The organism is Thalassospira sp. MCCC 1A02491 (assembly GCF_001613785.1).
Classification (GTDB): Bacteria; Pseudomonadota; Alphaproteobacteria; order Rhodospirillales; family Thalassospiraceae; genus Thalassospira; species Thalassospira povalilytica.
In genome coordinates, this window is record NZ_LPVX01000031.1 from 285921 (window position 1) to 312897 (window position 26977).

Here is a 26977-nt window from a genome sequence, read left to right on the forward strand (position 1 = left end):
TGAATGCGCATTCGTACCTCTGATGGATGGTTTGTACGTACAAGGCTATAAAACCGGACGCCGTGCTTTTCACATTCGGGCAAAGTCGCGACATCAACCACACAAGGGGATGTTTAGACATATGGTCTCGTATTTTTGGACGCGGCGATTGGGATGCATGATGGTGCTGGGCGGTCTTGTGATCTCCACAACTGCAATCATCATGGCCCTGAGCAGCGATGCCTACGCCCAATCGGCAACGCCGGGGCAAAAGGAAATTATCCGCGAACAGGTAAATCCCCAGACCGAAGATGCTCTGAAACCATGGCTGGGCGGCGACTGGCAAATTGGCGTGCTTGGCCGGGTCAGTTCCAATCCCTATCGCGGTGCAGACAACACGGATCTGACCGGATTGCCTATGCTGGCCTATGATGCCGAACGCCTGCATGTCGGCATTGATGGAATCAATGCAAAGGTCTGGGAAAACAAATTTGGCAGCGTGTCTTTGCTCGGCAATTTGCGTATGGAGCCGTTCGATCCCGATGATTCCCCGTATCTCAAGGGGCTTGAAGACCGTGACATGGCATTCGAAGCCGGACTTGGCGGATCATTGCGTCTGTGGCGGGGGGAAGTGAAGGCAAGCTACCTGACCGATGTGAATGATGCTTATGGCGGACATGAAGTTGATGTCGGCTATTACATCCCGACCAATTGGGACAAGTTCAATTTCAATATCGGCGGTGGCGTCACATGGCAAAGCGAAGAACTGGTTGATTATAATGTTGGCGTAAAACGCAGTGAAGCGCGCAGTGACCGGGGCTTCTATGCGCCGGATGCGGCCTTTGTCCCCCATCTTGATTTCAGCGTGATCTATCCGGTGACCGAAAGCTTTGCCGTGATCGGGACAAGTGATGTGCGCTTTCTGCCCGATGAATATACCGACAGCTCAATCATCGAAGATGACTATGTCATCAGTGCCGGACTGGTGCTGGTTTATACCTTCTAGGGTCGGCAATTCGAAATGATCTGATCCATCTTTACCCCAAAACTTTCCGGTGCCAGTGATGGTGATCGGGGTGGGCCGGTTTCCCCGCTGTTTTTGACCGGCCCACAATTTTTTCGATTATTGCAAAGCCAGCTCAAGCAAATCCCATTTGTTGCCATACAGATCCTCAAACACCGCGACTGTGCCATATGGCTCGTGTCGCGGGGCTTCAAGAAACCGCACGCCGGCCTTTGTCATGCGTGCGTGGTCGCGCGCAAAATCATCGGTATTGAGGAAAAAGCCCACCCGGCCACCTGTCTGGTTGCCGATCGCATTTTCCTGATCCGCACCGGATGCCCGGGCCAGCAATATACGAGTTTCAGTCGCACCCTTCGGGGCAACGATGACCCAGCGTTTCCCGTCCCCCATATCCGTATCTTCAATCAGATCAAACCCGACCTTGTCGGTATAAAAGGCAATGGCGTCGTCATAGTCGCGCACAATAAGCGCGCACAAACCGATATGGGGCATGATGAATTCTCGTTATGCGATGGGTGACCAGATGCGGTCTATATCAGGCCAAGCGTCTTGAAGGAATTATATCCGGCATGACTGATGATGATATGGTCATGCACGATGATTTCCATCGCCTTGGCGGCATCAATGATCTTGCGGGTCATATCGATATCCCCCTTTGACGGTGTGGCATCGCCGCTTGGGTGGTTATGGACCAGAATGATCGCCGATGCATGCAGTTCCAGTGCGCGTTTTATCACCTCGCGCGGATAGACCGGGGTGTGATCGACCGTGCCGCGCTGATGACATTCATCGGCAATCAGGCGGTTCTTGCGATCAAGAAACAGCAAATGCAGTTCTTCGGTCTTGAGATGCCCGATCCGGACCCGGCAATATTCGATCAGCTGTTCCCAGCTCGCAATCACCGGCAATTCCATGGCACGTTCACGCGAAAGATGTCGCGCGCCGGCTTCGGCAATTTTGATGGCCGCGATCCCGGCATCGCCCAGTCCCTTGGCGGTTTGCAAATCTTCGGGGCGGGCGGCAAGGACATTGGCAAAGCTTCCGAATTGCGCAATCAGTGCCTTTGCCAATGGTTTGACGTCCCCGCGCGGCATCGCCATGCACAGCATCAATTCCAGAAGCTCGTAATCGGCCAATGCATCGGCGCCCCCCTTGATAAAACGTTCACGCAGGCGTTGGCGGTGCCCGTGATAATGGGGTTTTGCAGGCTTGGCCGATTTTGATGCTTTATCATCTGCTTTGGGTGCGATGCCTGCATCGACCGGGGGGGTGGCGCTACCCGATGCCAGATGATCGCGGGTCTGATCAAAAAAGACCCGCGTGCCGTCATCAATTTCAGATGGGGTGGGGATATTCGGGGCAGAAGCAGGTTTGCGATCTTCGGTTTCGCTCAATTCTGCTTCCCCCGTTTGGCCCTTGTTTATTCTGCCGCAGCGGGCAGGTCATAGGGCGGCTTGTCCAGACCGGCCGGGGATCGGGTAAAGATTTCAAACCCGTCATCCGTCACGCCGAGCGAATGTTCAAACTGTGCCGACAGTTTGCGGTCTCGCGTTACGGCTGTCCAGCCATCTGGCAAAATTTTGCACGCATAGGTTCCCTGATTGATCATCGGCTCAATCGTAAAGATCATGCCCGGTTCAAGAACCAGACCTTCGCCCGGCTTGCCGTAATGCAGGACATTGGGCGCATCATGGAACACCTGGCCAAGGCCATGCCCGCAGAAATCACGCACGACCGAAAAACGCTCGCTTTCGGCATAGGACTGGATCGCATGACCAATATCGCCAAGGGTCGCGCCCGGTTTTACGGCATTGATGCCCCGCCAAAGCGCTTCATAGGTCACATCAACAAGACGCTGCGCCATGACTTTGGGCGAGCCTGCGATATACATGCGTGATGTATCGCCGTACCAGCCATCAAGGATAACCGTTACATCGATATTCATGATGTCGCCATTGGCCAGTTTCTTGTCACCGGGAATACCGTGACAGACCACATGGTTGATTGATGTGCAGATCGATTTCGGAAAACCGCGATAGCCAAGGCAGGCCGAAATCGCATTATGGTCGCGGATATATTCGTCGCACAGGCGGTCAAGTTCACCGGTGGTTACACCAGGCACCACATGCGGGGTAATCATATCAAGCACTTCCGCTGCCAGCTTACCTGCGGCGCGCATGCCTTCAAATGCTTCGGGTCCGTGAAGTTTGACTGTTCCGTTCGCCACCCGAAATCTCCTTACGTTCGGCTAAGTATATCTGTGTTTTATAGTCCAATGACATAAAGCCAGACGCCGAAATTGGCAAGGATTGGCTGATATGCAGGGATTTGGGATCAGTGCTTACAGGCCGACAATCGGTAACGCCGACCGCACGGTCACGGCATCTGTATCAATCGAACAGTCATAGGCAATCGCCTCGACCCCGTTGCTGCGCGCGGCCTTGAACCGTTCGCCGTAATGGGGATCAATATCGGTCGATAGGGTAAAGCGATCACAATCGGTGCGCTGGATCAGGTAAAACATCACAGCCCTATGACCTTCGGCCACCATGTCGGCCATTTCATCAAGATGCTTGGCCCCGCGTGCGGTGACGGCATCGGGGAATTCGGCAAGACCGGGCACATCTTCATCGCGTTTCAGATGCACATTCTTGACTTCGACATAACAAAGCCCGCGTTCCGGGTCCGACAGCAGGATATCAATCCGCGAGTTTTTGCCGTATTTGACTTCGCGTTTCAGGGTTTCATAGCCCGCCAGTTCCGGGACCGTGCCCGACCGGATCGCTTCTTCGACGATGGCATTGGGATGGGCGGTATTGATCCCGATCCAGGCATCACCGATCTGGCACAGCTCCCAGCTGTATTTCAGTTTGCGTTTCGGATTGTCCGATTTTGACAGCCAGACATCAATGCCCGGCTCCTTAAGCCCGATCATCCCGCCCGGATTGGCGCAATGGGCCGTAATCATCTCGCCATTATCCAGCTCGATATCGGCAAGGAAACGTTTGTAGCGCTTGATCAGTTTGCCATGGATCAGGGGCTGAGGAAGCTGCATGAAAAACCTTTCGGAAAATCTGTCCTGACAAAAACTGTCAGTGTGGGGCCGCGATCAGGATGCCAATTTTGCGGCAAATCGGTCATACATCAACCCCTTGCAAACATGTGCCCGTATCGGAACCATCATGCGTCAAAGCCTGCGCGCCAAAATCATTGCCGTTTGTGATCGTAAGATCACGCAAAAGGGACCGGATGTCGGCCTGTCATTTTATGCGTTCTTTGCCAATCGCAACGATGATCCGGCTCTTTTGATGGAAGCGGCATCCTGGTGGATTAAAACCCATCAGCTTGATCATTTTGAAAAGGCCACCAAAATCCGCGAGATGGTGCGGGCGGGCAAATAGCCCGCCAAACAGGGATTATTGTTTCTTGGCATCATCGCCAAGGAAATCAACCAGACTGACCTGACCCGATCCGCGGCGCAGCGGCTTGGGCTGGCTGTCATCGGGAGCCCAGGCCGTCAGATAGATCACCTGAAACTTCGCATGAATGCGGCCATCTTCGCGCGCATGGCGTTCGTGATAGATCGCTGCCGCACGGGCAAGGGTGCTGCGTTTGGTGAATTTCTTGGACCGTTTGGCGATCAGGTTGCTTTCACCCATCCCCGAAAGGTCACGCATCAGTTTAAGCGCATCGGGATAATCAATGGTGATGTCATCGGCATCAACCACCGGCAGGGCAAAGCCGCTGCGCTGAAGCAATGCACCGGCATCCTTCACATCGACGAACGGTGATACACGCGGGGATACGCCGCCTTCTTCCTCGGCTTCGGCAGCCATCAGGGCTTCGCGCAAATCACGCAATGTATCGCCGCCCAGCATACAGGCCAAAAGCAACCCGTCGGGTTTCAGCGCCCGGCGCGCTTGCAGCAACATGCCCGGAAGGTCATTGACCCAGTGCAGCGACAGGTTGGACAGGATCAGATCAAGCGACCCTTCGGCAAAGGGCAGGAATTCTTCGTCGGCGACAAGGGTTGTCTTGCCATTATTGGCCTGCGCATTGCGGGCATAGCCGGTTGAAATATCGGATTGATACAGTGTTTCAATACCGCCGCGCGTGCCAATGATTTGGCCCAATTCGCCACTATGGCAGCCAAGATCAACCGCCATGGGGAATGTGCGTGTGGTATCATCAAGCCGGTCGGCAAGCCGTTCGGCGGTTTCGGCAAACAGGAAATTGTAATCCTGTGCCCTCGTTGCCGCACGGTCGCGGCGCAGCTTTAATATGTCTCGATCAAAGACAGTGATCGGATCGGCCATGAGGCGGGATGCTCCGGCAAAAGTCGTTAAAGTTGTTACGACCTAGATAGAGCGTCTTGGTCCGCCGCGCAATCAACCATCAAACCATTCAGCCATTCGCACCATTCATGCGCAACGGAAATGCGCCGGGACGATGGATCCATTGGCTTGGTCGAAATGCGACAAGGCGTTCCGCCCCGTCATAATTTGCCAGCATGGCACCGCCCATGATGATTTCGGCATTGCCGGTAATCTGCAACATGTCGCCATTGGTAAAATCAACAAATACCAGTCCGGCCTGCGGATTGATCAAAAGATTGCCCAGGGTGTTAAAGAACCGGTTTCCGGCATAATCGGGAATGATCAGGGTTCCGTCATCCTCGATATGGACAAAGCCCGGATTGCCGCCGCGATGCGATACATCGACATCCCGCCTTTGATCATCATGATCGATATAGGACGCGATGAAAAATGTGTCGCTGCGCGCAATCAATGCACGGGCATCGTTTGAAAGGTCATGCTCGCCACGGGTAATAGTAGCGCCTGCGGGGGCAGAATGACGGGAAATGTCGAGTTCGCGCGGAGTGATATATTTCGGGCAATTGCCAAAACTGTGCCCGACCGTGATGTCAAACGATGTCTCATTTGTGCGACTGATTGTCCCATTCAGACGATTGCGTCGACGGGTATGAAGCTCGATCCCAAGCAATCCGATGGCATCGCCGTCTTCCATCCCGGCATCAGCCGGGTCATTCCCGTCGCGCGGCAGCGTTACGGCAAGGTGATAGATATCGGTCGCAAACAAAAAGCCCGGCTTGTTGGCGCGAAGGGTGGTCCACGGTCTGCCATCGGGATCGACACTGCCCAATACGACGAATGGCAGTTGCGGGTAAAACAGGCGGTGCTGTTCGATCAAATGATCACGCAGCACCTTGCGCCCGACTTCTTCCATACGCGCATCGACACCCAGAATTTGCTGAAGACGGATTTCTCCAGCATGCCAGGGGGTGGGGGCACCATCTGACACAGGCGGTCGGGGGGAGTGCGGGTTGTGGGTGTCGATGCGATCAGACATGGGTGCGTCCTTCAAACAAGGGGGCAGCAGGCAACTGGCAACAGGCAGGTGGCAGCAGGCATGGGGTCAGGACCGGGCGTTCAGGAAGAGGCCAGCATCTCGGCCGGGGCATGCATGAAGGGCACAAAACCCGGCAATTCTTCGATCCGCGACAGCCAGTCGCGCACCTTGCCATAGCTTTCAAGGTCAACATTGCCTTCGGGTGCGCGGGCGACATAGCTGTAAAGTGCGACATCGGCGATGGTCGGATGATCGGCTGCCAGCCAGTTCTGGGTGTTCAGATGGGCTTCCATCAGGCCAAGGATGGCATGGGCGCGCGCAATAACTTCATCGGGGTCAAAAGGTGCGCCAAACAGGGTCACAAGACGGGCGGCACCGGGGCCAAATGCGATCTGACCTGCCGCAACCGACAGCCATCGCTGTATGCAGGCGGCACCTTTTGGGTCTTCGGGCAGCCAGTTGGTCACCCCCTGCTTCTTGGCAAGATAGACCAGAATGGCATTTGAATCGGAAATCACCGTCTCGCCATCCTGCAGGACAGGAACCTGCCCAAACGGATTAAGTGCGAGAAAGTCGGGCTTCTTGTGCGCGCCGCTGGCAAGATCGACTTCGACCAATTCATGATCAAGCCCCAAAAGGCCAAGCATCAAGACCGCACGATGGGCATGCCCGGAAATCGGATGGTAATAGAGTTTCATGGCAGGTTTCCCTGTGATTGCGCTGTAAATGTCGTGCCATGATGTCTGTTTCGGAAAATTTATGGAATTCACATCATTTGCAATTTATTATTCCGATAAATGAAATAATAGTCGTTGCGAAGGAGGCTGTGCTTGGATCGCTTTAACGCCATGAAGGTCTATGTGCGTGTGGCCGAGGAACAAGGCTTTGCCGCTGCGGCCCGCGCCCTGAATATGAGCCCGGCCGCCGTCACCCGGACCATTGCCCAGCTTGAAGATATCATCGGCGCGCGGCTTCTGATCCGCACGACACGCACAGTCACAATGACCGAGGCCGGGACACGGTATCTGGCTGATTGCAAACGGTTGCTGGCGGATTTGCACGAAGTCGAAGCCGCGGCTGGCGGGGCATATGCCCGCCCAAGCGGGATGTTGTCGATTACCGCACCTGTGCAGTTCGGACAGATGCATGTTGCCCCGATTGTCGGGCGCTATCTTGATCAATATCCCGACATGCGCGCGCGCCTGATGTTGTTTGACCGCATCGTCAATATCGTAGAAGAAGGAATCGACCTTGCTGTGCGGATCGGTCATCTTGCCGATTCATCGCTTTCAGCCATCCGCATCGGGCAGGTGCGCCAGGTGGTTTGCGGCGCGCCGGCCTATTTTGACCGTGTCGGGGTGCCTGAAGTCCCCGCGGATCTGGCCGGGCACCGGATCATTGCCACCACCGGTTCATCGGCAAGGCTTGATTGGCAATTCAACACATTGTCGGGGGCCGGGCGTAAAATACAGGTATCCCCGGATGCCAGATGGCAGACCAATTCGATCGAAGCGGCGCGAAAAGCCGTAATTGACGGGTGGGGGATCATGCGCATGTTGTCCTATCAGGCCGCACCCTTCATTTCCGACGGCAGTCTGCAAACCGTGCTTGATGATCATGCCCCCGACCCGGTGCCGGTTCATCTGGTCCATCCCGAAGGCCGCCACGCCCCGGCAAAGGTCCGAAGTTTTATTGATCTCGCTGTCGAAACCTTGCGATCAAACCCGGTTCTGAATTCCGGTTAGCCATGCCGGCCTGACCGAGGAACCTGGGTCTATTTGCCTTGTGGATCTGCCGTTTGATCGGTCAGTTCCCAGCGTGCATCGATTTCCTGAAGCATATCCTCGGTCGATAGCTGCTGACCCATGCGCCCGCGTTTGACAAAGCGATGATCAAAGGAAACAGCACCATTTGTCCGGACAAGATCACGAAACTCGTCAATGAAGCTTTGTTCAAATTTGCTGTTAAAGGTGTTGAACAAAACCACCCGTTTGCCATCAAAACGATGATGGCGGGCAAATTCCCAGATCGGCGGTGCAGGGCTGTAAAGCCAGATCGGTGATCCGAGATAGATCGTGTCATAGGGGCTAAGGTCAATCTCGGCGGGTGTTACAGCCGCCTGATGGTTGCGGGCATCGATTAAAGCCCTGATCCAGCCGATAATGCCAAGTTTGTAATCGGGGGCCTCAATCCGGAAAATACGTGCGCCAAGCTGATCGGCGACATGATGGGATGCAAGGGCTGTGTTCCCGGATCTGGAAAAGAAAACGACCGCGGTGGTGCTTTCAGACACAGCTTCACGCTGTTGCGCACTCAGGAACTTTTCGGCCTGATGTGCCTGACTGTTTTCTGTTTGTGTGACAAAAAGCGTAACGGAAAGTGCGCCAATTAACGCGATGGCGACAATACCGATCACAATCCAATGCCATAACACCATGATATTTTCTTATTCCTGTTGCAGGTTCAAAGGAGACAGGATTTCGATCGGATGGCCTATATTGCGCAGTTCAAAGGTGCCGTGGGAATGCCAATTGCCGGGGCGGATGGCTGCAAAGGCATCCGATACCAGTACGGTTTGCGACAGTTCCTTGCACTTTGCTTCGATCCGGGCGGCTTCGTTGGCGGCACTGCCGATAACGGTGAATTCAATCCGTTCCTTGGTGCCGATATTGCCATACATCACCTTGCCGGTATGAAGCCCGATCCCGAATTCAAGGGCCGGTTCCCCGCGTGCCTTTCGGTCCTCATTGATTGTTTGCGCACGCTTCATCGCGTCATGGGCAACGGCCAGCGCCGCATCACAAGCATCAATATCGCGCTCATAACGCTCAAACGGAAAAATCGCCAGTGACGCATCTCCGATATAGCGCAAGACCTCGCCGCCACCGGCAATTACGGCACCTGCGGTAATGTCGTAATAGTCATTCAAAACTTCCAGAAATCCCTGAAATCCATATCGCTCGGCCAGTTTGGAGGACTGTCGAAGATCGCAGAACAGGATGACGGCTTCGATCAGGTCGCCGTCACCGCGCTGGATTTGTCCGGACAGAACACGGTCGGTGGAATAATTTCCAAGATAGGCCCTAAGGATGTCTCCAACCAGACGGCGTTGCGACAATCCTTTGATTTCAGCGCTAAGCGGAAGTCGCAGACGTTGCAAAAGTGCGACGGCCTTTTCGTCAAATCCGCCGGGCGCATTTGTTGTCCAGCTAAATATCGTGCCTTCCTGACCAATGAGGTTGGTTTTGCGGTCGTCAAAACCGGTCAACTGAATGATGTAGTCGGTAGCACCTTCGTCGGCGAAGCGACTGAAAATCTCGAAGCGGTCGCGGTCCCTGCCATTGATCTGATATCGGGCTTCTTCCTTGCCGTTCAGGAAAGTCTCGCGGACGGGGCTTTTTAGCCATGCGTCGCTTTTTTCAAGTCCGCGGTCATAGGTTTCGGCAACAATGCCTTTGCCGCGTGACCAGGAATAGCTGCCCGCGACAAAAAGCGGATGAAGCATTGGCATCCCGATATGCACACGGATCAGATCAAGGCCGGCTTCGTTCAGCTTTTCTACCAGTTCGGTCAGAAGCGTTTCGACATCCCATCCCTGAATGGAGCGCCGGTGCAACCAGTTGCTCAGTTCATTGTAAAGGCTGTCGCTTGTCATCGAATTCATGAAGTCCCCGTGATTGCTACCGGATGCGTTAACTTATCTGGGAATTGACGGACGGTATCGCACGGCATCAAGGAAAAGTTTGAAGGCTGGCGAATGGTGACGACGGCTCGGATAATACAGATGATACCCCGGAAGCGGCGGGACAGCATCATCAAGTACCCTGATCAATTTGCCTGAACTTAATGCATTGGTCACCTGATCTTCAGGAAGATAGCCAAGACCAACACCGTCAAGCGTCGCATCAAGAATCAGATCGATGGTGTTAAAGACGAGCGGCCCGTCCATCCTGACCCGGATTTCTTCGCCATCCTGCATCAAGCGCCATGCATTGAGGGTTTCCGAACTCGGAAGACGCAGATTAATGCCGCGATGTCTGGCGAGGTCCCGCGGGCTTTTAGGGGCAGGGTGGCTTTCGAAATATTCCGGCGACCCGACGATGCACATCGGGATATCTGCGCTGATCCGCATGGCAATCATATCGCGCGCCACATGTTCGCCCAGACGGACGCCTGCATCAAAACGGTCGCTGACTACATCGGCCAATCCGTAATCCACCGTGATCTCGACCGTAATATCGGGATTGGATTTCAAAAGGGCGGACATTGCCGGATTAAGCACCGTCTTGGCAGCATGTTCGACAGAGGTGATCCGGATCGTTCCGGCGGGCTTGTCACGAAATTCGCTTAGATCAGCGATGCTTTGATCAAGTTCATGAAGCATCGGCGCAAGTTGATCGACCAGTCGCTGGCCAGCTTCGGTTGGCGCAACACTTCGCGTTGTGCGCGCCAGTAACCGAACCCCCAGCCGTTCTTCAAGGCGACGGACAATCTGGCTAAGTGCTGATTGCGACAGGCCAAGTTTACCGGCAGCACGGGTAAAACTGCGTGCTTCGGCAACGACGACAAAGGCTGTGAGATCGGCCATTTCATCTCGGCGCATTTATCACCTTACTTATAAGTTCATGCACAATTCAGTATATAATCACTTTCTTGGCGATGCGCTACCTTTTGTTTGTCGCTGATTGATCGACGGTTTCGGACTGTCCTCTGTTCCCGGACCCGACATATGTGACGCAGAGTTTCTGAAATGTCCGCAGGACGGACAGAGTTGCAATGATAGGAGAGTTAAGATGTCTCGCATGTCGAAGGAGCGTATGGAAGCAGCATTCAAACAGCTCGAAACCATTTCGCCGGATGACTACGCAAAGGTCCAGGGACTTGCGGAGATTGTGCGACCGTTGCGCAGCGTGATCCACAAGACCCCGGATGATTATGGTATGACCGGCTGGTATGATCTGGTGATCCCGTCAGATGATGGCGTGCCGCTGGAGGCCTGGTACATCCCGGCAAAGGGCGGTGAAAGCAACAAGCTTGTGATTTTCAACCACGCACTTCCGATGTGTCGTGCAGGCTTCCCCGGGCATCTTGGCGCACCATGGAGTGCCTATGACGCGGTCGAAATCGACTTTGTCATTCAATACAAACATCTTACCGATGCGGGCTATAACGTCCTGACATACGACATCCGCAATCATGGCAACAGCGGAGCGGCCAATGGCGGGCTAAGCGGGATTGGACAATGGGAATGGCGCGACTGCGTCGGTGTAAAGAAGTTCGTCGATAATCACCCCCGTCTGTCGAAAATGAAGGTGGCACTGTATAGTCAGTGCATGGGTGGAAACTCGCAATATCACGCTATTCATCGCCATCCGGAGCTTTTTGAAAATGTCAGCTGCATGGTCAGCCCGATGGTTGTTTCAATGTCGGCAATCTATGACGCTTTCTCGGAGCTTCAGGGCGTTTCGCAATATCAGGAACTGATCGATCTTGAATTGCTGAAAATGGGTGGTTTTGTTGCAGCCGAAATGACCCCGCATCTTTGGGCGCCAAGTGTCACGATGCCGGTTCTGATGGTGCAGGTTCTCGAAGATGCATGGACCCGCAACCCGGTTGACGGACAGACAACCTTTGATCTTCTGGGCAGCAAGGAAAAGGAACTGTTCTGGATCGAAGATACGCCCCATCGGTTCAAGGATGGCTATAACCATTTCGGTCGCCATCCGGAAAACGTCCTGTCGTTCCTTGCAAAGCATATGGGCTGATACTGTACTGATATCCAAAAAACGCGAATGCCTTAAATGCGGCATTCGCGTTTTGCGTGTGATATTGTGGGTCGGTTGGTGATGCTGATGTGACTGGGGGTCACGGGAATGGTAATGGCGGTGTTGCGCACGGTTGGCCGGATCGGGATTGATGCCATCCTGCCGCCGCGCTGTGGCGGGTGTGGCGCGATTACCGAAACCACCCATGCGGTCTGTGCCGATTGCTGGGCGGGACTGCGGTTCATATCGGCCCCGCAATGTGCCTGTTGCGGTTATCCGTTTGAACTTGATGATAGCGCTAACATCACCGGAAATGAACAGGCTGACGGGCAGGTGCTGTGTGGAAACTGTCTGCAAAAGAAACCGGCTTTTGATCTGGCGCGGGCTGCACTTGTTTATGATGATCACAGCCGCGATTATCTGCTTCGGTTCAAACATGCCGATCGCACCGATCTGACCCCGCTTCTGGCACGCTGGCTTTATCAGTGTGGCAAGGGGATATGGGATCAGGCGGATTTGATTGTGCCGGTTCCGTTGCATCGGCGGCGGTTATTGCATCGTCGCTATAACCAGTCGGGATTGCTGGCCGCCAGATTATCAAAAATGACCGGCATTCCCTGGGATGGATTGGTGCTGGGGCGCACGCGAAACACGCGCAGTCTTGGCGGGCTTGGTCCGTCATCGCGCAAACGTGAAGTCGGCGGTGCTTTTGCCATTGATGACGCGCGGGCGCAGCTTTGCGGGCTTGATGGCGGGCGGGTTGTTTTGATTGATGATGTGCTGACAACCGGGGCAACCGCCAATGCCTGTGCCCGGGCGTTGAAGCAGTCGGGCGTCATGCACGTATCTGTGATCACGGTTGCACGCGTCGTACGATGACGCGTTGCAAAAAATCTGTTATACAGCCGTCATCAGAACAGTTTTCCGCGCCGTATCAAATGTTCAAAGCCCGGTTTACGGGGCTTTTGGCATGATCGGCTGCTTGAAAAAGGATGAATGCCCAATGGCAAAAGTTGAAGTGTATGCCACCGAATGGTGCCCCTATTGCAAACGTGCCCGCAAGCTTCTTGAAGAAAAAGGCGCGAAATATCAGCTGATCGACGTGATGATGGAGCCGAAGCGCAAAAAGGAAATGATGGACCGTGCCAATGGCCGTCATACCGTGCCGCAGATCTTCATCAATGACGAACATATCGGCGGCTGCGACGAGCTGATGGCGCTTGAAGCTGCTGACAAGCTTGAAGCAAAACTGTCGGCATAAATCAGGTCATCCTGACCCGCACATGTTAAAAACCCCGGCCTTTTTGTGGCCGGGGTTTTTTTGTTGGTGGCACGGGGTACGGGGCGAGACTGATTTGCGAAAATCAGGAAAAGACCCTTTCCATTTCCTTGCGGAATGCGATTGCCGGGTCTTTGGCGTCAAATTCGACATCATCCCAGGTCAGGGTTTGATCCATCGCGACCGGGCGTTTGATTTTAAGATGGTGGGCAAGGCCGATCGGCAGCGCATTGCGTGCACGCGATGTGCTGGCCGGGGCGAGTTTGCCATATACCGTATAGCCCCCTTCGCCATCCAGCATCTCGCCGGGTTTAAGATCACGCTTGGCGGTGGCGACCGCATCGCCCGACCAGGCACGCGACGTGCCGGTTGCCTCACCCCGCAAGGCCGCCGATGCCACCGAAATTCCCAGTTCCAGCCCGATCAGGTGATAGGGTTTATACATGGTGGAATATTGCCCGCTTGGATCGGTCAGAAGGCCGTATTCGTTAAAGCAACGTGCGACATAGTCACTGGGGGCTTCAAATGTCACATAAACGCCCCAGCGCAGATCGCGAAAGACCGGGCGGGTGTCACGTTCAAGACTTGAAACAACTTCGACCGTGCCTTTGCGATCAAGGATGCCGCCGCTTTCGCGCGGGCACAGCAACCGGGGAAGGTCATCAACCCCGCAGGCCGGGAATTGCAATCCGCAATCCTGGGGCACAAGATCACAGGCATTGGAAACAGCGGCCATTTCAATGGCGGATTTGGTGCCATCAAGGAAGCTGTTGAAAATTTGCGGGTTCATGCCGCCCGCCTGTGCCTGTTCGGGCGTCAGGCCATAGTGATGCCAGACATCATCAGGGGTTACATGGTGATAGATCGGAAGATATTTGGTGCCCTTGCCCGCGCAGGTTACCGGCAGGCCAATGGCGCGCGCCCAATCAACCATTTCAGAAATCAGGGCAGGCTGATCGCCATAGGCCATGGAATAGACAAGACCGGCGGCCTCGGCCCGCTTGGCAAGAAGGGGGCCTGCAAGCACATCGGCCTCGATATTGACCATGACGATATGGCGACCATATTCGATGGCCTTTAGCGCAAAGCGAATACCGGCTGACGGGCTTCCGGTTGCATCAATGATGACTTCAAGCCCGTCAGCGGCAATCAGGGCGTCGGCATCATCGGTGATCCAGGTCGTTCCGTTTTTATACGCACTTGCCGGGTCGGTTGCCGAAAACCGGTCATCGGACCAGCCAACGCGGCGCAATGCCGCCTTGGCCCGGTCGATGCCAAGGTCTGCGATGCCCAGCACATGGTAGCCCGGATGATGTCCGGCCTGACTTAAAAACATCGATCCGAATTTACCGGCACCGATAATGCCAACCCGGACCGGATTGCCTTCATCGGCACGCTTGCGCAGTTTTGCATCGAGATTCATTTAACTTCACTTCTCCGGCAGGTGTTATGCAGCGGTGCGCTTGGCAACCAGTTCTTCAAGGCAGTTATCCGCAAGCGGTTCGATCGGCGTGAAATCGCGGTGCGCAATCCACGGTTTGCGATTGAATGCCCGAATATGGTTCGAAACCGCACACAGGCTGAGATACACAATCGTGCGGTCAAACGGGCTGATATTGGGCGGGCTGGCATGGACCAGATTGCCGTGGAACATCACAACCGATCCGGCCGGACCGATCGGGGCTTCGCAGCCGCCGTCATCGGCAAGTTTGGTCACGGTTTCACGATCAAGCGTCCAAAGCGGATAGGACGTGGTTTCAAGATCGTGACCGGCCTGAAGCACGCCTGCCTTGTGGCTTTTGGGAATGAAAAGAAGCGGGCCGTTGGCCGGGGTCACGTCTTCGAGGAACAGGGCAATGTTGAACGCGCGCGGTTCGGGCATTTCATCATCGCGTTGCCATGTGCCGTAATCCTGATGCCACTGCCAGACAGCGCCATCAAAGGCGGCCTTGGCGTTGATCTTGTACTGATGCATGTAGACCTGTTCTTCAAGATACTGAACAACCGGTTCGATCAGGCGGGGATGGGCGCCAAGACGGCGGTGGGCTTCGTTATAGGTATGTGCGGCAAAGGCGGTTCGGGCGACGCCGGATTTCTCGCGCCAGACCTCTTCGCGGTCGGATGCGTAAATCTGTTTGGCTTCGGATAACAGCAGGGCGGCTTCTTCGCGTGAAAAAAGTTCAGGCAAAAAAACAAAGCCATCTTCGCGAAATTTCGCGAGTTCGGTCTCACTGAGTTTCATGACGTTTCCTCCGCGCCGCACATTCTTGTTTATTGTGTTGCGGCTGATGCCCGCTTCGGGCGGTTAATTGGTGTGGTGATCGGTATCCTTCATATTCGAGATCAGGCGATGCTTGGCATTGTGGGTATGTTCAATGGCCAGCATTTGGGCACGGTCGCCATCGCCGGCACAGATCGCGTCGGCGATGGCTTCATGTTCCGTCCAGATCGGATCGCGGGACGATCCGGTCTGCAGGTCTGCATGCATCACACGCCGAATTTGCAACCAGACGGCCGCTGATGCTTCGGGCAAAAGGGGGTTGCCCGACAGACGATAGATCGTTTGATGAAATGCGACGTCGGCTGCAACAAGTTCTGCGGTGTCGCCGCTGCCCAGGGCGTGGTTTCCCTGTGTGATGGCAGCCCGCAAAGCCGATTCCCGGTCCGGGGCGTTGGATTGGGCGGCAAGACGGGCGGCGAGCCCGTCAAACGCTTCTCGCAGGTCATAAACGTGACGGACCAGATCGGCATCAACAGGTGCCACGCGATAGCCGCGCCGCCCCATCGGTTCGACCAGTCCGTCACGACGCAGCAGCCCCAGAGCTTGCAACACGGGTTGCCGCGAGACATTGAGTTCCTCAGCCAGCGCTTCCTGACGCAAAGGTGTCCCGGGAGGGAGAGCACCGGAACACAAGGCATCAACCAGGCGGTCATGCACTTCGTCAGTCAGACTTTTTCGACCGGAAAGAGGTTCCATCTTCGATCCTTCTTAGGTGTACGGAATACTGTATACAGTAATTTCAACCAAGGAAAGGTGTAAGTTGCAATCAGGACTCTTTTGGGGGCATGCGGTTGATCACGTGCCCGCGCGGACGTGACGTTTTGTCATTGCGTACGGGTGCTGGGCATCACGACCGCAAGGCGGTGCGATAGTCATAAGGTGTGAAGTTCGCACTGATCGAATTGCGTATTGTCGCGCGTGACCGACAGGGTCATCATGGCAGGGATAATGATAAAAAGGAGAATGCATCATGACCCGTTTCATTGCTGCCTGTGTCCAGGTCAATTCCCGTGACGTCATGTCCGACAACCTTGCGCGTGCGGCGACCTATGCGCGCGATGCCCATGCGGCAGGGGCCCGGTTGATCGCATTTCCTGAAAACGTATCCATGATGTCCTTTGGTGGGGAAAATGTCCGCGCCGCAGCCTTTCCCCAAGAAGAACATCCCGGCCTTGGCTTCTTTGCCGATCTGGCCCGGGAACTTCAATCAACCCTGATTGTCGGATCGCTCCATGTAAAGGTCGCGGGTGAAGACCGCGTGGCAAACCGCTGCTTTGTCATTGGGCCCGATGGCAATGTCATCACGTCCTATGACAAGATCCATATGTTTGATGTCGATCTTGCCAATGGGGAAAGTTACCGCGAAAGCAAAACATTCCGTCCCGGCGACACCGCCAAACTTGCGGAGACCGAGTTTGGCAAGATCGGTGTGTCGATTTGCTATGACGTGCGGTTCCCGCATCTGTTTCGCGATTACGCCAAGGCAGGGGCCAAGATCCTGAGCATCCCGGCGGCCTTTACCCGAACCACCGGACAGGCACATTGGCATACACTTTTGAAGGCGCGGGCGATTGAAAATGGCTGCTTTGTCATTGCCGCGGCCCAATGCGGTGATCATCCGGGCGGGCGTCAGACATTCGGTCATTCCCTGATTATTGATCCGTGGGGCGAGGTTCTGGCCGATGGCGGGACCGATCCCGGCTTTGTCACAGCCGAGATCGATCTGTCGCGCGTTGATGAAATCCGGCGCATGGTGCCGTCCCTGCAAAATGGTCAGACCTATAAGCCGTGCTGACCATGTGCCGGTAAGGCCTGAGGTTCGCGGTTCGCGGTCTAAGGTCCGATGTAGAAGTGGTCAGGAATAACTGACCACTTCGAACTCGATATTGTCGGCATCGCGGAAATAAAACCGCCGACCCGGTTCGTAATCGGCGTGATTGTGGGTTGTGAAACCCGATGCCTTGATCTTTGCTTCGGTCGCATCAAGGTCATCGACCACCACGGCAATATGGTTCAGGCCACCGCGCGTCTGATAGGTGTTGTCGCGTGCATCACGGGCGCCGTTTGAACTGTCGGCTTTGCCGGGGGCATAAAGTGCGACGTAACTTGAACTGTTGCCAACGTGATAGGTTTCACCGTCATGGATCGACGGGCCTTTCCAGCGGACGTACCATCCGAACCAGTCATGCAGAAGACTTGCCGTTCGGGCGGGGTCGGAAACGGTAAAATTCACGTGTTCCAGAAATGCTTCACTCATGGCGTTTCCCTTTCAATGTAAAGGAGAAGGGTGGGTTTGTTCCTTGGTGGTAATTCCTGAAGTAAGGTTGAGGTCAAGAGCCAAATTGCATTGAATTTGCAATTTTATCTGATCGGGATGACAGATTGCTCACAGGGCCTCACGAAACAGTGTCGCAACGTCATTTCGATTTTCAGGCTGTGCGGGGCACTCTTGGGCATCACGGAAACCCAAGCGGAGAGACAGCACCAATGTTGAAGAAAACACTGACCGGGGCGATTGTCCTTTTTGCCATGTCGGGCGCAGCCCTGGCGGGTGAGCAATATGTCGACGAAACCGGCTTTGCGATCAGCGGCTATGACGCGGTGGCCTATTTCAATCTGGCGCAAAAAGACGATGGCATGATGCAACCCCATGCCGTGCCGGGCCGCGCGGACATTACCGCCGATTATAACGGGGCGACCTGGGCCTTTGCGACGGCTGAAAACCGCGACATGTTCCTGGCCGATCCGGCAAAATATGCCCCGAAATATGACGGGCATTGTGCATATGGTGTTGCCAAGGGGGCAAAGGTGCCTGCCAACCCGAACCTGTGGCGGATCGTTGATGGCAGCTTGTATCTTAACATCACCCCGGAAGTCGCGGAAACCTGGAACAGCGATATCGCCGATTACATCATGGATGCCAATGATGAATGGTCCGATCTTGAACCGAAATCGGCGTCTGATGACAGCTGGATGGAGATGAGCGACAATGACGGCACCTATGACATGGCAGCACCGATCAAATAAGCGTTAAGCCCCATACAGCCCATAGCGCCCCCATACTGCCCCCTATATTGCCCCCATGACAAAACACCCCGGCCAGAATGGTCTGCCGGGGTGTTTTTTGATCGGTTACGGATCAGATCAGGTTAGGTCAGGAACCGCGCAATGCGCTGACCACCGGGCGGCGATACAGCAAAAAGGCGGGCAGGGTTGCCAGGATCAATCCGATAATGACAAAGCCGCCCGCCAGCATCAGTTCCGATGATCCGAGCGACGCCTGCATGGCCATGCCGGTTTCTGCGGTAAAGATCCGCGACACCGATTGCGCAACCATCCAGCCAAGCCCAAGGCCACAAATCGCGCCGGTAATCACCAGCAGGGAGACATAGCTCCAGATCGCGGAAAAGACATAACTACGCGGCGCACCAAGGGCCCGCAGAACGGCAAACTGTTTGCGATAAAGCTGCATCAGCGCAAGGATCGCAGCCAGAATTGCCGCAACCACAAGCGCTTGTGACCCCAGCGCCATGGCCCGCATCACCGATCCGGCATTGCCAAGCAGACGATACATCTCGACCAGGACTTCGGCCGGGAAAAAGGCGGTGGAATGGTCGGTGCGATAATCGGACCGGATGGTATAGGCCGCGGCAACGCTTTTGGGTCTGACGACGATGGCAGGGACACCGGGCAATTCATCAAGATCAAAGGGCGGGCCGATGCGGGTTACGTGATGATGGTCATCATGTTCGTGTCCGTGATCATGGGCGTCTTCGTCGTGATCTGCTGCATGATCGTGGTCATGGTCATGATCGTGATCACCCTCATGATGGGCATTGGCTTCATTGTGTTCATGATCTTCGTGATCTTCGTGATCTTCATGCGCTTCGCTGGCGTCATGATCATGTTCATCACCGGCAGGTTCATGATGCCCGGTCGGCAGGGCATGAAGATCCCAGACCTGTTCGACCGCCACAATGATGGCGCTGTCCCATGGCGTGCCGGTCGGCTGCATTTTGCCGACCACATGAAGTTCCGCGCCGTGATGATGATCAAGGACTTCTTCGGGGCCATGGCCATGACTGGGTTCAAATTCATCGCCAATGGCAAGCGGGACGGCAGCACCGACCACGGCCTGTTCGATGGTTTCAAACACATGCCCGCTGGCAAGCCCGCCAGACAGATAGGTCACGAATTGCGGCGTTGATCCGACAATCGAATGCCCCTTCCAGCTGTCGCCAAAGGCAAGCGGGGCGGCAATTTCAACCCGCGGATCGTCAAACAGCGTGCCCCAATAAGGACCATCAAGAAGATTGATGGCGCTATGTTGCAGGAAGATCGAATTCATGACGATTTCGGTCTGGCTTCCCGGGGCTGCAATCAGGATATCAAACTTGTCGGCCGCCTGTGCACTGCCCTGACGGAGTGCACGTTCCTGTGCCGTCAGGCCAACACCGATGGCAACCGCAACCGCGATCAGAAGAACAAACAGAATGTTCATGATCCAGTGCCGTTTCAGACTGGCCATCACGATGGGAAACGGGTTCATGCAAGCTCAGCCTTTTCCTTGATGTTAGCGCTATCATCAATCAGGGCACCCTTGTCAAAACGCAGAACACGGCCACAGCGATCAATCACATCCTGATCATGACTGACGGTGATGATGGTGCGGTTCGACCCGGCCAGCGAAAACAGGGTGTCGGTTGCGGTTTTTGATGCGGCGTCATCAAGGCTTGCGGTTGGTTCGTCGGCCAGAATGACGGGCGGATCAAACAGCAGGGCACGGGCAATGGCGACACGTTGTTGTTCACCGCGTGACAAATCAGATGTGCTTTTGCGCGCCAGCGGTACGCCCACCTGATCAAGAAGTTCGTGGGCGCGTTTACGGTTGGCGTCATCAATACGCCAACCGATAAAACTTGCCGGGATCAGAACGTTGTCAAGCGGGCTGACTTCATCAATCAGGTGGAAATCCTGAAACACGAAACCGATGGATTTGCGCCGCCAGCGATCTGTTTCACCTTCGCCCAGGGTGGTGATATCCGTGCCGTTCCAGATGATCTTGCCGTGGCTTGGCTTCAAAAGGCCGCTGATCAGATACAGCAAGCTTGATTTACCTGATCCGGACGGGCCGGAAATGCCGACGGTTTGCCCGCGATCAATCGCAAGATTTCCGATCTGCAATACAGGGGGCTGGTTTTTCCCGTAATGCAGACTGAGTTCTTCGATGCGCAAAAGCACGTCAGAGGCGGGCTCAGATAAGTTCGAACTGGGCATCGACAAGTCGGACAAGGCTGACAAAACCGGTTTCCTCATCTTTGGCTTCACCGAGTTCAAGAATACCGGTGGTAATGATCGGGCGATTGAATGCCACCGCATCAACCGTATCGCGGGTGCGGACAAAAACGATGTCACTTGGCCAGTCTGCCGATGTTTCACAGAACGGGCAGACCGCCATCGGGCGCTGGGTCAGGACAAAAAAGGATGCATCTGCCTTAAGCGGCGGGGCCATGAAACCCGGAACCGTGATGATTTCGCGCGATGCGGCAAAGGCTTTTGCCTCAGCGGAAAATTCGGCCTGTGTTTTGTAAAGGTCGCGAATTTTGATGCGGCTTTGCGCGAATGCCGGACGGGTCAGGGCAAGACCGATTGAGGCAGAGGCACCGGCAATGAATGTGCGGCGTCCGATGGGCATGGGAAGTCTCCGTCAAACAGAAGCACCGGTCGCAGCGAACTGCGACCGGCAAAGATGGTGGTCAGCGGATGGCTTATTTCGAAGCCATGCTTTCCTGGATTTTCGAGGCATGCGCCATGACGTGGTAGATGAAGTTCTGTTCAACCACACCCTTGAACAGGTGCGACCACGGACCGGCTGCAAAGATCGCAACATCGTCGCCCGCGTGGGTTTCGCTGCTCATCGGGACCAGCGCCTGCTGAAGGTAGTCAATGTCGGTGGTGTCAACATTGGTCAGATCAGCACGAAGGTTGTCTTTCAGAGCACCCGGACCGTTCATGTAGCCAAGGGTGGTGTATGGCTTGCCATCATCGCCTTTTTCTTCGGACAGGCCGAGGATCGGGTTGCCGCGGCTTGCATAACCCGAAATGGTCATGGTGTGCGCGTGGTCGGCGGTGACAATGATCAGGGTGTCATTCAGGTTGACCTTGCCCATGGCTTCCTTGACGGCATCGTTCAGCGCGACGGTGTCTTCAAGGGCGCGTGCGGCATTGCCGGCATGGTGGGCGTGGTCAATACGACCTGCTTCGACCATCAGGAAGAAGCCCTTGTCATTTTTCGCAAGAATATCAATCGCCTTGCCGGTCATTTCAGCAAGCGACGGTTCGCCGGCCGCATCTTTTGCACGGTCGGCTTCATATTCCATGTGCGAACGGTCAAACAGGCCCAGGACCTTTTTGGTTTTCGCCGGGTCAAGTTTGTTGAACTGTTCCTGGTTCCAGATGTATTGCGCACCGGCACCGTTGGCTTCTACCCATTCTTTCGGAAGATCGCGACCATCGGAACGCTGGCCCATTTTGCCTGCATCTTCCGGGTCTTCCATGGTTTTGTCCATAAACATGCGACGACCGCCGCCCATGGCAACTTCAAAGCCGTCACCGCCTTCTTTCCATTCGATCATCTGAAGGGCGATGTCCTTGCAGCCGCCTGCTTTTGCTTCTTCGGTCAGGTCGCTGTCGCTTTCCCAGTTACGGTCAGCGGTGTGAACATAGTTCGCAGCCGGGGTCGCGTGGGTCAGGCGGGCGGTGGAAATCCAGCCGGTCGACATGCCTTTTTCTTCGGCCTGTGCGGCGATGCTGGTCAGCGGATGTTCTTTCTGTGCTTCGCAATCACGACGGGCGACTTCCTTGGAAACGCCGATGGTGCCGTTATTGAGCTTAACACCGGTAACCATTGCCGATGCGGTCGGTGCCGAGTCAGCGATCTGGGCGTCATGGGTGTAGGTTTTCGACAGTGCCACGTTCGGGAACTGACCGAAAATCAGGCTGTTGCTTTCGCCGTCAACGCCGCGCTTCTGGCCTTCAAAGATACGGGCCGCGGTAACGGTCGGAATGCTCATGCCATCCCCGACGAACAGGATGATGTTTTTGGCACGGTTGGTGTTGTCCTGTTCCATCAGCTTCTGCTGAAGGGTCTGCTGTGCAGCAAGGAAATAGGAATCGTTTGCCTGCGGAAGCTGATCAGCCGCATAGGCAACGTTTGCGCACATGGCACCAGCCAGCGCGGAAGCCACAAGAAGGCGTTTCATTTCGATAGTCTCCCTTATCGAATAATATGCTCGCTGCTATCTGCCCAACAGCGAATGCGGCGGGAGTCTAGTGTCTGTGAAAGGCGCTTTCGTGAAGCAAATATGATTGATCTGTTACAATGTTCGGATGAACCGGAATTCGCCAATTCCCGCGATTTCAAAAGTCTGACGATATGTTTTTACCGGTGTGGTGCAGTCGGGTGCGCGGCATTATAAGATGCTGTTATTGATTGATAATCTCGACAAAACAGCAATCTGGGCATATCCACGAATGTGTGACTTGTTGGTATGATGTTTCGAAAGAACCGATTGTTCATTTGAATACCGATTTTGCCAGACCGAACCTTGCGACCGTGATCGATCCTTCGGGCCCTATCATTCGTTTTCAGGCGGAGCCGGCTTTTGCGCAACGATCGCCTGTTTGACAGAAACCGGTAACCCGGTATCGCTGTCGCGGACAGGGCCTTGCCGGGCGGTGATGATATTCCAGTCGGCAAAGGTTTTGTTCAATTCATCCGGGCGCAGCAGAAATTCCGGTGACCGTGGCCGGCCAAAACGTTCATTGCCGACCATGAAGGTCTCATAGATCAGGATGCCGCCCGGGTTTGTTGCTGCGCGCAGATGATCAAACAGCGGGCGATGCAGGTAATTGACGACGACAATCAGATCAAACTGACGGTTTTCAAGGGGCCAGTTCCCGGTTTCAAGATCGGCCTCGATCCAGGTGATCGCCCGGTTGCCGGGCTGTTCGATACGCGAAAGATCGCGATCAATTGCCGTGACATCCCATCCCTGTTTGGCCAGCCAGAAACTGTGCCGTCCGGCGCCGCAGGCAAGGTCGAGTGCGCGGTTATGTCCCGGCATTGCCACAGGGCAATGCTGTGTGATCCAGTCCGATGGCAATTGGGATGACATTTTTGTAAATCTTGTTTATTGAAGGTTTCGCATGTGACTGGCGGAATGCGCCCGGTCAGGCCATATTACAGATACCTTAATTCTGCGACATATCGGTTTCCACAAGTACCATCATGATTCTTTTTCAGCTTAAATGCGAACATGATCACGAATTTGAAGGCTGGTTCAAGGACGGCGCGACCTATGACACGCAGGCCGCAAGCGGCGATTTGTCCTGTCCGGTCTGTGGCACGTCCAATGTGGGCAAGGCCCTGATGGCGCCGCGATTGCGCACATCGCGGCAAAAGGAACTGGCAGCGGAAAAGCAGCAGCAAAAAGCCGTGGCCGAAGCAACCAAGGCCGCGATTGCCGAAATCCGCAAACAGGTCGAAACCAATTGCGAACATGTCGGTGACAAATTTGCCGAGGAAGCCCGCAAAATCCATTACGGCGAAGCTGAAAAACGCGGCATCTATGGTGAGGCATCGCTGAAGGAAACGGTCGAACTCGTCGAAGAAGGCATCGACGTTCACGCCTTGCCCTGGGGCGATGACACCAAGAAAAAGAACTGACAGCACAGCAGGCCGACGGGTGTCTTGATATGCAAATTGCAATCATCGAAAGTTGCCTGCAATTGCATTGAAAGATTTCTGTTCCTCCCCATTTGAATGGCTGGAGCTATTCGGAGGGAGAGGTTCGGGGAAGCGAAAGCATCGCGATTTCGGTATTCCCGGCGTTGGCTTGAAAACCAGAATGGCCTGAAGGCCATCACAGAAATCGTTATCTGATCAGACGGCTCTCCCACGCGCGGACCATAAACCGTGTCCGGTTCAACCGACCGAAGAAGAGTGTGGGGAGATGAAGATTGATTTTAACGAACTGAATCTGAAGACCCTTCTTGATAATTCCATCGTCGGCGTGGTGATCCATGACTGGGATACATCGATCGTCTATGCGAACCCGCGGGCGATGGACTTGCTGGAAATGAGCTACGATCATCTGATCGGAAAAACATCATACGATCCGCAATGGCACTTTGTTGACGAGCAGCACAGGCGGTTGATGGTTTACGAATACCCGGTCAACCGGGTGCGCAAAACCAACACCACGATGGTCAACGAAGTCTTTGGCAAGGTGAATGAGGAAACCGGTGACGTCAGGTGGTTTCTGGTAAATGCCTATGTCGAACGTCAACCCAATCTGCCCGATGGTAAAGGCTTCATTGTTGTTTCCTTCAATGACATTACCGACCGGCAGAACCTGTTTTCCTATGAGCATATTCTGGAACATGCCGGGGATGTGGTCATCGTTACCGAAGCCGATCCGATAGAGGCGCCGTTTGGCCCGAAAATCGTCTATGTGAACAAGGCGTTCGAAAAGCTGACAGGATATTCGCGCGACGAAGTCATCGGTGAAACACCGCGCATATTGCAAGGCCAACTGACCGATATCGAAGCCTGTCGACGCATTTCCAGGGCTCTGCACGAAAAAACCAATATCCGCGAGACATTGCTGAACTATTCCAAAACCGGAAAGCCATATTGGCTTGATATGAGCATCATGCCGCTTTTTGGGCGAAATGGTCAGGTTACCCATTTTGCGGCGATTGAACATGATGTGACGGAATCAGTGTTCAACGCGCAGCAGCTTGAACGACGCAATGCGGAGCTCAGGCAAATCAAGGACTCGCTGAACAAGCTTGTTCAGGAAAAGACCCGTCAGCTTCGCGAAGCCAATATGAAGCTTGAGCAGCTTGCCTATTATGATGCGTTGACCGGCGTTCCCAACAGGCGCAGCTTCACCGATCAGTTGCAAAAGATGTTCGGGTTTTGTGTGCGCAACAGTTACCCGTTGCTGGTCGGCATTTTTGATATTGATGACTTCAAATATGTCAATGATACGCACGGTCACGGCGTGGGGGACGAGGTGCTGGTGCAATTGGCGCGTGCGGTTGACGATCAGTTCCGCATCGAAGATGTGTTTGGCAGGATCGGCGGCGAAGAATTTGCCTTTGCCTCAATCGTCAAGGAGCGCAAAGCAGCGGACATCCTGTGTGCCAGGGTGCTGTCAAATGCACGGTCATGCCGGGTTGAGCTTGCCGACGGTCAGCATGTGTCGATCACTGTCAGCCTTGGCGCATGTTTCGTGGTTCCGAGCAATGGCATCGATACGGACAAGGTCATGCAGGTCGCTGACCGGGATCTTTACGAAGCCAAAAGGTCGGGCAAGAACCGGTTTGTAATTTCGCAATGTTAGGGGCCGTTTCGCGGCCCCGGGTTCAGGCAGCCCTTGGTTCAGGCAGCCTCGGGCTTGCGGGCGATGACCATGTAATTGACGTCAAGATCGCGCGGGGCGGGATACCAGGTATCCTTGATCGGGTTATAGGCAACACCGGTGATATCGGTCAGTTCCAGACCGGCACCACGCAGGTAGCCCGACATTTCCGACGGTTTGACGAATTTGCGCCAGTCATGGGTGCCAGCCGGCAGCCAGCGCAGAACATATTCGGCGCCGATCTTGGCCAGCGCCAGTGACTTGATGGTGCGGTTAAGGGTCGCAACAAACATCAGTCCGCCCGGTTTGAGAACCGATGCACAGGCCTGCATGAAGAATTGCGGATCATCGACATGTTCGATGACTTCCATATTGAGCACGATATCAAACTGTTTGCCTTCATCGGCCAGCATTTCCGGCGTGCAGCAACGATAGTCGATTTCAAGACCGGACTGGGCAGCATGAACCTTGGCGACTTCGATGTTGTTTTCCGCAGCATCGATCGAGGTCATTTTGGCCCCCATCCGTGCCAGCGGCTCGGACAACAGGCCCGCACCACAGCCGATATCGATGATTTCGATATCTTTAAGAGGTTCGATCTGTGCGGGGTCACGCCCGACATGGGCACAGATATTGTCCCGCAAAAGCTGCAGGCGCACCGGGTTGAAGCGGTGCAGCGGTTTCATCACGCCATTCGGATCCCACCATTTTTCTGCCATCGCGGAAAAACGCGCGATTTCCTCGGCATTGGCGGTGCGGCTGGTTTTGGCGGATGCGTCCGACATGGCGTGGCTCCAAAGGCGTGACATCAGTATGTGTGTTCTGTGCCCTGTTTACGCGGGCCTGATC

At 54.8% G+C, this 26977-nt stretch carries 30 protein-coding genes; 10 read left to right on the plus strand and 20 right to left on the minus strand.

Features of this window, described 5'->3' with window-relative positions; all coding sequences use genetic code 11:
• Positions 1-121: 121 nt before the first annotated feature.
• Positions 122-985 (plus strand): MipA/OmpV family protein, encoded by an 864-nt coding sequence (locus tag AUQ42_RS13735; protein WP_231856770.1) that lies wholly within the window; start codon positions 122-124, stop codon positions 983-985.
• A gap of 117 nt (positions 986-1102) precedes the next feature.
• On the opposite strand, the gene AUQ42_RS13740 is transcribed toward AUQ42_RS13735, so the two are convergent.
• From AUQ42_RS13740 to sfsA, 4 genes are all read right to left on the minus strand, one after another.
• Positions 1103-1495 (minus strand): VOC family protein, encoded by a 393-nt coding sequence (locus tag AUQ42_RS13740; protein ID WP_068519638.1) that lies wholly within the window; start codon positions 1493-1495, stop codon positions 1103-1105.
• Positions 1496-1533: 38 nt separating this feature from the next.
• Positions 1534-2397 (minus strand): DNA repair protein RadC, encoded by an 864-nt coding sequence (gene radC / locus AUQ42_RS13745; RefSeq protein WP_082817868.1) that lies wholly within the window; start codon positions 2395-2397, stop codon positions 1534-1536.
• A 26-nt stretch (positions 2398-2423) separates the two neighbouring features.
• Positions 2424-3230, minus strand: a complete 807-nt coding sequence (gene map / locus AUQ42_RS13750) for a type I methionyl aminopeptidase (RefSeq protein WP_068519639.1) — start codon at positions 3228-3230, stop codon at positions 2424-2426.
• A gap of 114 nt (positions 3231-3344) precedes the next feature.
• Positions 3345-4058, minus strand: coding sequence for a DNA/RNA nuclease SfsA (sfsA, locus tag AUQ42_RS13755; protein ID WP_068519640.1), 714 nt, complete (start codon positions 4056-4058; stop codon positions 3345-3347).
• A 127-nt stretch (positions 4059-4185) separates the two neighbouring features.
• Here sfsA and AUQ42_RS13760 point away from each other — a divergent pair, with 127 nt between their 5' ends.
• Positions 4186-4404 carry a DUF6500 family protein gene (locus AUQ42_RS13760; protein WP_068519735.1) on the plus strand — a complete coding sequence of 73 codons (219 nt, stop codon included), beginning with the start codon at positions 4186-4188 and terminating at the stop codon, positions 4402-4404.
• 15 nt (positions 4405-4419) lie between these two features.
• Here AUQ42_RS13760 and AUQ42_RS13765 read toward each other — a convergent pair whose 3' ends face one another.
• The 3 genes from AUQ42_RS13765 to AUQ42_RS13775 form a co-directional block, all read right to left on the minus strand.
• Entirely contained in the window at positions 4420-5319 is a 900-nt protein-coding gene (locus AUQ42_RS13765) for a methyltransferase domain-containing protein (RefSeq protein ID WP_068519641.1), read from the minus strand.
• An 88-nt stretch (positions 5320-5407) separates the two neighbouring features.
• The gene (locus AUQ42_RS13770) at positions 5408-6373 is read right to left on the minus strand and encodes a pyridoxamine 5'-phosphate oxidase family protein (RefSeq protein WP_197460854.1); all 966 of its coding nucleotides are present in this window, start codon (positions 6371-6373) and stop codon (positions 5408-5410) included.
• Positions 6374-6453: 80 nt separating this feature from the next.
• Positions 6454-7071, minus strand: a complete 618-nt coding sequence (locus AUQ42_RS13775; protein ID WP_068519642.1) for a glutathione S-transferase family protein — start codon at positions 7069-7071, stop codon at positions 6454-6456.
• A gap of 132 nt (positions 7072-7203) precedes the next feature.
• Between AUQ42_RS13775 and AUQ42_RS13780 the strand changes: the two genes are divergently transcribed.
• On the plus strand, positions 7204-8118 hold the full coding sequence (locus AUQ42_RS13780; RefSeq protein ID WP_068519643.1) for a LysR family transcriptional regulator: 915 nt from the start codon (positions 7204-7206) through the stop codon (positions 8116-8118).
• Between the two features lie 29 nt (positions 8119-8147).
• Here AUQ42_RS13780 and AUQ42_RS13785 read toward each other — a convergent pair whose 3' ends face one another.
• Genes AUQ42_RS13785 through AUQ42_RS13795 form a run of 3 tightly spaced genes read right to left on the minus strand, consistent with a single transcriptional unit; the run spans position 8148 to position 10961 of the window.
• Positions 8148-8810: a hypothetical protein gene (locus AUQ42_RS13785; RefSeq protein ID WP_068519644.1), complete on the minus strand. Its 663-nt coding sequence runs from the start codon at positions 8808-8810 to the stop codon at positions 8148-8150.
• A 9-nt stretch (positions 8811-8819) separates the two neighbouring features.
• On the minus strand, positions 8820-10037 hold the full coding sequence (locus AUQ42_RS13790) for an adenylate/guanylate cyclase domain-containing protein (protein ID WP_068519645.1): 1218 nt from the start codon (positions 10035-10037) through the stop codon (positions 8820-8822).
• 33 nt (positions 10038-10070) lie between these two features.
• Positions 10071-10961: a LysR family transcriptional regulator gene (locus tag AUQ42_RS13795; protein WP_369813529.1), complete on the minus strand. Its 891-nt coding sequence runs from the start codon at positions 10959-10961 to the stop codon at positions 10071-10073.
• A gap of 205 nt (positions 10962-11166) precedes the next feature.
• On the opposite strand from AUQ42_RS13795, the gene AUQ42_RS13800 reads away from it, so the two are divergent.
• The 3 genes from AUQ42_RS13800 (at position 11167) to grxC (ending at position 13399) form a co-directional block, all read left to right on the plus strand.
• Positions 11167-12138, plus strand: coding sequence for a S9 family peptidase (locus tag AUQ42_RS13800; RefSeq protein ID WP_231856771.1), 972 nt, complete (start codon positions 11167-11169; stop codon positions 12136-12138).
• 114 nt (positions 12139-12252) lie between these two features.
• On the plus strand, positions 12253-13017 hold the full coding sequence (locus AUQ42_RS13805; RefSeq protein WP_231856772.1) for a ComF family protein: 765 nt from the start codon (positions 12253-12255) through the stop codon (positions 13015-13017).
• A 124-nt stretch (positions 13018-13141) separates the two neighbouring features.
• Positions 13142-13399 (plus strand): glutaredoxin 3, encoded by a 258-nt coding sequence (grxC, locus tag AUQ42_RS13810; RefSeq protein ID WP_068519737.1) that lies wholly within the window; start codon positions 13142-13144, stop codon positions 13397-13399.
• Positions 13400-13502: 103 nt separating this feature from the next.
• Here grxC and AUQ42_RS13815 read toward each other — a convergent pair whose 3' ends face one another.
• From AUQ42_RS13815 to AUQ42_RS13825, 3 genes are all read right to left on the minus strand, one after another.
• Positions 13503-14840, minus strand: a complete 1338-nt coding sequence (locus tag AUQ42_RS13815; protein ID WP_068519649.1) for an NAD(P)H-dependent oxidoreductase — start codon at positions 14838-14840, stop codon at positions 13503-13505.
• A 24-nt stretch (positions 14841-14864) separates the two neighbouring features.
• Positions 14865-15659: a phytanoyl-CoA dioxygenase family protein gene (locus AUQ42_RS13820; protein ID WP_068519650.1), complete on the minus strand. Its 795-nt coding sequence runs from the start codon at positions 15657-15659 to the stop codon at positions 14865-14867.
• A gap of 63 nt (positions 15660-15722) precedes the next feature.
• The gene (locus AUQ42_RS13825; RefSeq protein WP_068519651.1) at positions 15723-16394 is read right to left on the minus strand and encodes a GntR family transcriptional regulator; all 672 of its coding nucleotides are present in this window, start codon (positions 16392-16394) and stop codon (positions 15723-15725) included.
• A 274-nt stretch (positions 16395-16668) separates the two neighbouring features.
• Between AUQ42_RS13825 and AUQ42_RS13830 the strand changes: the two genes are divergently transcribed.
• Positions 16669-17493 (plus strand): carbon-nitrogen hydrolase family protein, encoded by an 825-nt coding sequence (locus AUQ42_RS13830; RefSeq protein WP_068519652.1) that lies wholly within the window; start codon positions 16669-16671, stop codon positions 17491-17493.
• 60 nt (positions 17494-17553) lie between these two features.
• Here the strand turns inward: AUQ42_RS13830 and AUQ42_RS13835 are convergent, their stop codons facing one another.
• Positions 17554-17955, minus strand: coding sequence for a VOC family protein (locus tag AUQ42_RS13835; RefSeq protein WP_068519653.1), 402 nt, complete (start codon positions 17953-17955; stop codon positions 17554-17556).
• Positions 17956-18185: 230 nt separating this feature from the next.
• On the opposite strand from AUQ42_RS13835, the gene AUQ42_RS13840 reads away from it, so the two are divergent.
• Positions 18186-18725, plus strand: coding sequence for a YHS domain-containing (seleno)protein (locus tag AUQ42_RS13840; protein WP_101245814.1), 540 nt, complete (start codon positions 18186-18188; stop codon positions 18723-18725).
• A gap of 127 nt (positions 18726-18852) precedes the next feature.
• Here AUQ42_RS13840 and AUQ42_RS13845 read toward each other — a convergent pair whose 3' ends face one another.
• The 5 genes from AUQ42_RS13845 to AUQ42_RS13865 all read right to left on the minus strand — a co-directional run bounded on the left by AUQ42_RS13845 (position 18853) and on the right by AUQ42_RS13865 (position 23875).
• On the minus strand, positions 18853-20247 hold the full coding sequence (locus tag AUQ42_RS13845) for an FtsX-like permease family protein (RefSeq protein ID WP_068519654.1): 1395 nt from the start codon (positions 20245-20247) through the stop codon (positions 18853-18855).
• Complete coding sequence (locus tag AUQ42_RS13850) at positions 20244-20975, minus strand: ABC transporter ATP-binding protein (RefSeq protein WP_197460855.1); 732 nt, start codon at positions 20973-20975, stop codon at positions 20244-20246. Before AUQ42_RS13850 ends, AUQ42_RS13845 begins: the two co-directional genes overlap by 4 nt.
• On the minus strand, positions 20953-21393 hold the full coding sequence (locus AUQ42_RS13855; protein ID WP_068519656.1) for a hypothetical protein: 441 nt from the start codon (positions 21391-21393) through the stop codon (positions 20953-20955). The genes AUQ42_RS13850 and AUQ42_RS13855 overlap by 23 nt, the downstream gene beginning before the upstream one ends.
• Positions 21394-21466: 73 nt before the next feature.
• Positions 21467-22960: an alkaline phosphatase gene (locus tag AUQ42_RS13860; protein ID WP_068519657.1), complete on the minus strand. Its 1494-nt coding sequence runs from the start codon at positions 22958-22960 to the stop codon at positions 21467-21469.
• 375 nt (positions 22961-23335) lie between these two features.
• Complete coding sequence (locus AUQ42_RS13865) at positions 23336-23875, minus strand: bifunctional 2-polyprenyl-6-hydroxyphenol methylase/3-demethylubiquinol 3-O-methyltransferase UbiG (protein WP_068519658.1); 540 nt, start codon at positions 23873-23875, stop codon at positions 23336-23338.
• Between the two features lie 113 nt (positions 23876-23988).
• Here AUQ42_RS13865 and AUQ42_RS13870 point away from each other — a divergent pair, with 113 nt between their 5' ends.
• Together AUQ42_RS13870 and AUQ42_RS13875 are read left to right on the plus strand one after the other, a co-directional pair.
• Complete coding sequence (locus AUQ42_RS13870; protein ID WP_068519659.1) at positions 23989-24426, plus strand: DUF1178 family protein; 438 nt, start codon at positions 23989-23991, stop codon at positions 24424-24426.
• A 286-nt stretch (positions 24427-24712) separates the two neighbouring features.
• Complete coding sequence (locus AUQ42_RS13875) at positions 24713-26110, plus strand: sensor domain-containing diguanylate cyclase (protein ID WP_068519660.1); 1398 nt, start codon at positions 24713-24715, stop codon at positions 26108-26110.
• A gap of 38 nt (positions 26111-26148) precedes the next feature.
• Here the strand turns inward: AUQ42_RS13875 and ubiG are convergent, their stop codons facing one another.
• Positions 26149-26913 (minus strand): bifunctional 2-polyprenyl-6-hydroxyphenol methylase/3-demethylubiquinol 3-O-methyltransferase UbiG, encoded by a 765-nt coding sequence (ubiG, locus tag AUQ42_RS13880; protein WP_068519661.1) that lies wholly within the window; start codon positions 26911-26913, stop codon positions 26149-26151.
• Between the last annotated feature and the right edge of the window lie 64 nt (positions 26914-26977).

What these genes read in the sequence shown, in the direction of transcription:
- AUQ42_RS13830 (WP_068519652.1), top strand. Translation starts at nt 16,669, where the DNA reads ATGACCCGTTTCATTGCTGCCTGTGTCCAGGTCAATTCCCGTGACGTC.
- AUQ42_RS13785 (WP_068519644.1), bottom strand. Translation starts at nt 8,810, where the DNA reads ATGGTGTTATGGCATTGGATTGTGATCGGTATTGTCGCCATCGCGTTA.
- grxC (WP_068519737.1), top strand. Translation starts at nt 13,142, where the DNA reads ATGGCAAAAGTTGAAGTGTATGCCACCGAATGGTGCCCCTATTGCAAA.
- AUQ42_RS13860 (WP_068519657.1), bottom strand. Translation starts at nt 22,960, where the DNA reads ATGAAACGCCTTCTTGTGGCTTCCGCGCTGGCTGGTGCCATGTGCGCA.
- AUQ42_RS13805 (WP_231856772.1), top strand. Translation starts at nt 12,253, where the DNA reads ATGGCGGTGTTGCGCACGGTTGGCCGGATCGGGATTGATGCCATCCTG.
- AUQ42_RS13845 (WP_068519654.1), bottom strand. Translation starts at nt 20,247, where the DNA reads ATGAACCCGTTTCCCATCGTGATGGCCAGTCTGAAACGGCACTGGATC.
- AUQ42_RS13740 (WP_068519638.1), bottom strand. Translation starts at nt 1,495, where the DNA reads ATGCCCCATATCGGTTTGTGCGCGCTTATTGTGCGCGACTATGACGAC.
- AUQ42_RS13870 (WP_068519659.1), top strand. Translation starts at nt 23,989, where the DNA reads ATGATTCTTTTTCAGCTTAAATGCGAACATGATCACGAATTTGAAGGC.
- AUQ42_RS13770 (WP_197460854.1), bottom strand. Translation starts at nt 6,373, where the DNA reads ATGTCTGATCGCATCGACACCCACAACCCGCACTCCCCCCGACCGCCT.
- AUQ42_RS13735 (WP_231856770.1), top strand. Translation starts at nt 122, where the DNA reads ATGGTCTCGTATTTTTGGACGCGGCGATTGGGATGCATGATGGTGCTG.
- AUQ42_RS13795 (WP_369813529.1), bottom strand. Translation starts at nt 10,961, where the DNA reads ATGGCCGATCTCACAGCCTTTGTCGTCGTTGCCGAAGCACGCAGTTTT.
- AUQ42_RS13820 (WP_068519650.1), bottom strand. Translation starts at nt 15,659, where the DNA reads ATGAAACTCAGTGAGACCGAACTCGCGAAATTTCGCGAAGATGGCTTT.
- AUQ42_RS13840 (WP_101245814.1), top strand. Translation starts at nt 18,186, where the DNA reads ATGTTGAAGAAAACACTGACCGGGGCGATTGTCCTTTTTGCCATGTCG.
- AUQ42_RS13800 (WP_231856771.1), top strand. Translation starts at nt 11,167, where the DNA reads ATGTCTCGCATGTCGAAGGAGCGTATGGAAGCAGCATTCAAACAGCTC.
- AUQ42_RS13855 (WP_068519656.1), bottom strand. Translation starts at nt 21,393, where the DNA reads ATGCCCATCGGACGCCGCACATTCATTGCCGGTGCCTCTGCCTCAATC.
- AUQ42_RS13850 (WP_197460855.1), bottom strand. Translation starts at nt 20,975, where the DNA reads ATGCCCAGTTCGAACTTATCTGAGCCCGCCTCTGACGTGCTTTTGCGC.
- AUQ42_RS13815 (WP_068519649.1), bottom strand. Translation starts at nt 14,840, where the DNA reads ATGAATCTCGATGCAAAACTGCGCAAGCGTGCCGATGAAGGCAATCCG.
- AUQ42_RS13790 (WP_068519645.1), bottom strand. Translation starts at nt 10,037, where the DNA reads ATGAATTCGATGACAAGCGACAGCCTTTACAATGAACTGAGCAACTGG.
- ubiG (WP_068519661.1), bottom strand. Translation starts at nt 26,913, where the DNA reads ATGTCGGACGCATCCGCCAAAACCAGCCGCACCGCCAATGCCGAGGAA.
- sfsA (WP_068519640.1), bottom strand. Translation starts at nt 4,058, where the DNA reads ATGCAGCTTCCTCAGCCCCTGATCCATGGCAAACTGATCAAGCGCTAC.
- AUQ42_RS13765 (WP_068519641.1), bottom strand. Translation starts at nt 5,319, where the DNA reads ATGGCCGATCCGATCACTGTCTTTGATCGAGACATATTAAAGCTGCGC.
- AUQ42_RS13775 (WP_068519642.1), bottom strand. Translation starts at nt 7,071, where the DNA reads ATGAAACTCTATTACCATCCGATTTCCGGGCATGCCCATCGTGCGGTC.
- AUQ42_RS13760 (WP_068519735.1), top strand. Translation starts at nt 4,186, where the DNA reads ATGCGTCAAAGCCTGCGCGCCAAAATCATTGCCGTTTGTGATCGTAAG.
- AUQ42_RS13865 (WP_068519658.1), bottom strand. Translation starts at nt 23,875, where the DNA reads ATGTCATCCCAATTGCCATCGGACTGGATCACACAGCATTGCCCTGTG.
- AUQ42_RS13875 (WP_068519660.1), top strand. Translation starts at nt 24,713, where the DNA reads ATGAAGATTGATTTTAACGAACTGAATCTGAAGACCCTTCTTGATAAT.
- AUQ42_RS13825 (WP_068519651.1), bottom strand. Translation starts at nt 16,394, where the DNA reads ATGGAACCTCTTTCCGGTCGAAAAAGTCTGACTGACGAAGTGCATGAC.
- AUQ42_RS13835 (WP_068519653.1), bottom strand. Translation starts at nt 17,955, where the DNA reads ATGAGTGAAGCATTTCTGGAACACGTGAATTTTACCGTTTCCGACCCC.